This is a genomic window from Deefgea chitinilytica (assembly GCF_016881405.1).
GTDB lineage: Bacteria > Pseudomonadota > Gammaproteobacteria > Burkholderiales > Chitinibacteraceae > Deefgea > Deefgea chitinilytica.
In genome coordinates this window covers 1-5024 of record NZ_WOFE01000017.1, presented here as the reverse complement: position 1 = coordinate 5024, position 5024 = coordinate 1, and the positions used below count along the sequence as shown (strand labels likewise).

Here is a 5024-nt window from a genome sequence, read left to right as displayed (position 1 = left end):
GTTTTGTCGCTGCTATTAATACCTGTGCCTGTTGCTGTGCCGTCTGTATCTGGAATTGCAACCGTGGGTTGACCTGCGCTGGGTGTAGGAGTCACTGGAGCAGGCTCAGCCGGCGTTGCGATGGTAGTTGTATTTCCTAGGTCAGGGAGTGGTTCAAATCCTGAAAATGTTGTATCGAAATCAAAGCTGATTGGATCGATATTTTCAGCAATCCGCATTAGGCGTACAAAACCGTTCCCTTCATCGCTACCTGCTCCGGCGTTGAGGCCGGCGGCGGTGGGATCTAATTCTTCGGATAGGTCTTTGCCTTGATTGAGTGCATTGATAATTTGATCTGCGCTTTCGCTGGTTTTGGCGATGGCAGCTTCGGTACTGTCGGTTGGGTTGGTGGCGAGTAGGTCGCCATCGATCAAGAGTGAGCGATCTGCGCCCAGTTCAATAATTTGCCCGTTTGGCAATAGGATAGTCAGGTGGCCGGTGGCGCCGGTGGCAATAATTTGGCCTTCGAGTAGCGTATCACCTGCCTTGATTGGCTGTAATTGTCCTTTGGCGTCTTTGACAAAGGCTTCGCCTTCGAGCACAACGATTTGTTGTTGAACAGATGCGTTGCTTGCTTTGATGATTTGCTCAGCCATGACACTACTCCAAGAATTAGAATTTTCTAATGTGGAGTCTACTGAAGCAATATGACAAATGCGATTGTACCGAAGTACAGCTAGGGTAATTACTTACCCTAGTCGGTGATTAGCGAGCCTTTGTTCAATAGGTTTTGAATAATGGCCGAGTCCGAGTTCCCATTCGCGCTGAGTTCCTCGTAGGCGTTTTTAAGCACAATCGTTTGATCTTCTTGGCTGCTGAGATAGCCTGCACCAAAGTCACCCTCAGTACTGACGTGCAGCAACGCATCTTTGCCATCTTGGGTGAAATGCAGGTGCTGGAGCAGACTGCTGATGTCATTGCTTTCATCTTGCAATAAATCAGCCAAATCGAGTTTGTCTTTTTCTGCCAAATTAAAATCCAGCACGATGTCAGTGGCATTTGCGACGATTAATCCGCCGTGCCCAGCCAAATTCGCACCTGTTGAACTGGTTTGGTCACCCAATTGCCAGATAAAAGTGTCTGCACCAAGTCCGCCCAGCAATACGTCATTTCCTGAGTTGCTGTGTAACACATCGTTATTGGCGGTACCGATTCCTGCTGGATGAATCACCAGCACGCTGCTGTGGGCGATATTGCTGTCGATACCGTCATTGACCGAAATATCAAATAATCGCTCGCCAGCACTGCTGCCACTAAAGCGGATCGCCGCAATTGCGGTTTGGTAATCGCTTAGGCTGGCGTGCCCACTCAGCGTGCACACCAAGTCGCCATTGTGTTCGACGATTTCGCTGCTGATGCCGTTGGGCAAAGCCAGCCAAGAAAGCTGATCGCCCGCTTGGGCATTGGTGAGGGTAATCGTGGCTTTCTCAAGATGCGTGCTGTCGACGTCGGTGATTTGAAGTTCGCCAACTAGGGTGGTCGCGAGTCCAGTGGTCGTGGTGGCAAAGTCGTTGCCCGCCGTTTTGCGATCTAAGTCGATGTGCGCCGCATCGTTATTGCCGATGACATTGATGTCGAGTTTGGTTTTTGTGCCATCAAAAGCGGTGATTTCAAAGCTTTCTAACTTGGTTTCGCCGCCTTTGAGCGCGTTGACCAGCGGGCTGTCATCGAGCGTGTAGTGCCAGCTGCCATCACTGGCGAGGTTGAGTTTACCGTAGATGCCTTGCTGATTCGTTAACGCTCTAAAACTGCTTTCGCCACGGTCTGGATCATTAATCAGTATCGTGCCGCTACTGATTGGATTGAGGTCTTCAGTGACCGATGTGATTGGGCCGACGTCAATGACGGGTTTGTCATTCGCGCCGGTGATGGTGAGGGTCACTTTGGAGTGTGTGCCGTCGACTGAAACGACGTCGACTTCTTCTTTAACGACTTCACCCGCTTTCAGGCTTTGCGCGTTAGCATTGAGCTTGTAGCTCCACGCGCCATTGCTGCTGATACTGAAATCGCCGTAGGTTTTGGCGGCGTTATTTTGGGCGACAAATTGCGATTCGCCACTGTCGATGTCGCTGAGGGTGAGTTGGCCACTCGCGCTCAGCGTTTTGTCTTCAACTAATGTGCCTTTGTCATCGCCCGCTTTGCTCGGGGTAATGGTTGCCGCATCATTGCTTCCAACAACGGTCACCGTGACGCTCGATGCGGAGCCATCGACGGATTTGACGGTGAAGGTTTCCGTCCGAGTTTCCCCTTCGCGCAAGACTTGCACGCTGTGCGCATTATTATTCAGAACATAATTCCAGTTGCCATTCGCATCAAGCGAGAATCGGCCAAAAGCGCCCGCAGTGCCGGTTTGCACTTGGAACGACGCCGAGTTGCTGTCCACGCCGCTGATGTCTAATTTGCCAGCGGTACTGAGCGTACCGTCTTCTGTGACACTACCTTGGTCGTCTCCCGGTTGGTGCGGGGTAATGATGACGGGGTCAGCGCTACCAGTGACGGTGACGACGACTTGGGATATCGCACCATCATTTGAGCGTACCGTGAAGATTTCTGTTTTTTGCTCACCGGCGCGTAGCGCTTGCGTTAATGGATTGTCATTATCAAGGGTATATTTCCAGACGCCTTTTTCATCAATACTAAAGAGACCATACGTGCCTGATGTATTCGTTTGGGCTTGGAAAACGGCTGGAATACTGTCTTTGTCGCTAATAATTAAGGTGCCAGTGGCATTGATAATACCGTCTTCGACGACGTTGCCGCGGTCTTGCCCTGGCTTGCTCGGTGCGATGACGGCCACATCATTGCGACCGAGGACATCAATCTTCAACTCGCTGCGGGCGCCATCCAGTGATTGAATGATGAAGGTATCTGTTTGTCGCTCACCTTCACTGAGACGCTGCACAGAGTAAAAATCATTATTAAGGGTATAAGTCCATTTGCCATCAGCATCAAGACTCAGCTGACCATACATGCCTTGGGTATTGTTCTGAGTTTGGAAACTCGCCTGATTATGGTCGACATCGCTGACGCTTAGTTGCCCACTGCTCGTTAATATCAGATCTTCTTGCACGGGAGGGATGGGCTTGTCGTTGCTGATGATGGCCGCATCATTGGTGCCGATCACATTCACAGTGAGCGTCGTGCTTGTACCATTAGCCAATGTGATTTGGAACGACTCGGGCCGCACTTCGCCTTCGTGCAAGGCTTGGACTTTATCGCTACTGTTATTGAGGGTATAGACCCATTCGCCATTATTATTAATGCTGAGCGAGCCATACTCGCCTTGAATGGTTTGCTGTGTTGCATTGGCGATTTCGCCTGCGACTGTCAGGATTTGATCTTCTTTGACTGGATTAATCGGCAGCGGGCCAGCATCTGCTGTGCCGACTACAGTCACGGTGACGTGACTGACGGTGCCATCGAGTGATTTCACCGCAAAGGTTTCTAGCCGAGTTTCCCCTTCGGCCAAGGCTTGTACCACGTCAGCCGAATTATTGAGGGTATAAGTCCATTTGCCATTGCTAGCAATGCTGAATGAGCCATACGTCCCTAGGGTATTCGTTTGAGCTTGGAAACTGTTTTCATCGCGATCTTTATCGCTCACGCTCAACTCGCCTTGGGTGGCGAGGGTGTGGTCTTCTTTTACCCAGCCTGCGGCGCCGCCGGGAATGCCCGGGGTGATGATGGCCGCATCATTGCTGCCAGTGATCGTGATCGTCACGCTGCTGGGCGTGCCATCTACTGATTTGACAATGAATGTTTCGCTGCGGCTTTCACCTTCGCGAAGTTGCTGAACATTATTGGCCTCGTTATTGAGGGTATATATCCACTTACCTGTTGTATCAATGCTAAAACGGCCATACGCCCCGGCGGTATTATTCTGGGCTTGGAATTTTTCTTGATTGTTGTCGATTTCGCTGACGTTCAATTGTCCAGAGGTCGTCAGAGCAAGGTCTTCTTGAACTTGACCGAGGTCATCATCGGGCTGCTGTGGTTGGATGATGGCTTTATCGTTGCTGCCGACGATGGTGATTTTTACCTGCGACAAAGTGCCGTCGGCGGCGCTCACATTAAAGGTTTCGACTTTGGTTTCGCCTTCTTTGAGCGCTTGGACGAGGGGGTCGTCATTGTTCAGAATAAAAGTCCATTTGCCATCGACCGATAAACTAAATTTGCCATACGTTCCAGGCGTTTGCTCTTGAGCGATAAAGCGAGCCTGCCCTGCATCTTTGTCGCTAATGGTGAGCTGGCCGCTACTGCTGAGCGTGCCGTCTTCGCTGACCTGACCGCTGTCATCGCCGGGTTTGCTTGGCGCAATCACCGCTGGATCATTCGTGCCGTTGATCGTCATCGTGATGGTCCAAGGTGTGCCATCGGCAGAGCGTACGGTGAAACTTTCAAAACGCAGCTCGCCTTCATTCAGTTGCTGCACACTATACGCATTGTTATTTAGGGTATATGTCCATATGCCTTTTGAATCAATGCTAAATTGGCCATACTTACCAGTGGTATTAGTTTGTGCGATAAAGCTGGATTGACCGAGGTCGACATCGTGAATCGTCAGCGTACCCGTGCTGGTTTTAATCAAATCTTCGGTGGTGCTGCCCTTGTCCGTTCCGCTGATCGTCGGTAAGTCGTTGGTGCCGATGATGGTGATCGTTACTTTGGACGTCGTACCATCAATCGATTTGACGGGGATGACTTCGGTGCGAGTTTCGCCTTCTTTCAGCGCTTGCACAGCGGGGAGTGAATTGCTCAGCGTGTAAGTCCACTGCCCATTGGCGGCAAGATTAAAGTTGCCGTACTGCGTTTGGGTACTTTGTATTTGGAACGCCGCTTGATTGTGGTCAACGTCGGTAATTGCTAGTTGGCCGCTGGCGACTTGCGATGGATTTTGCGTGCTCAGCGCATCTTCTTTGACCCTGCCGCTGCCTGCGGTGATCAGCGCAGGATCGCCTTGGCCTTTGATCGTGACGACGACATCA

General features: G+C 51.0%; 2 protein-coding genes. Both read right to left on the bottom strand.

What is annotated here, in order from left to right; translation table 11 throughout:
• Positions 1-635, bottom strand: a 635-nt coding sequence (locus GM173_RS15775; RefSeq protein ID WP_203572355.1) for a retention module-containing protein, incomplete at its 3' end; no start/stop codon positions are given.
• A 98-nt stretch (positions 636-733) separates the two neighbouring features.
• Positions 734-5024 (bottom strand): VCBS domain-containing protein (locus GM173_RS15770; RefSeq protein WP_203572354.1); only part of this gene is annotated, 4291 nt, incomplete at its 5' end.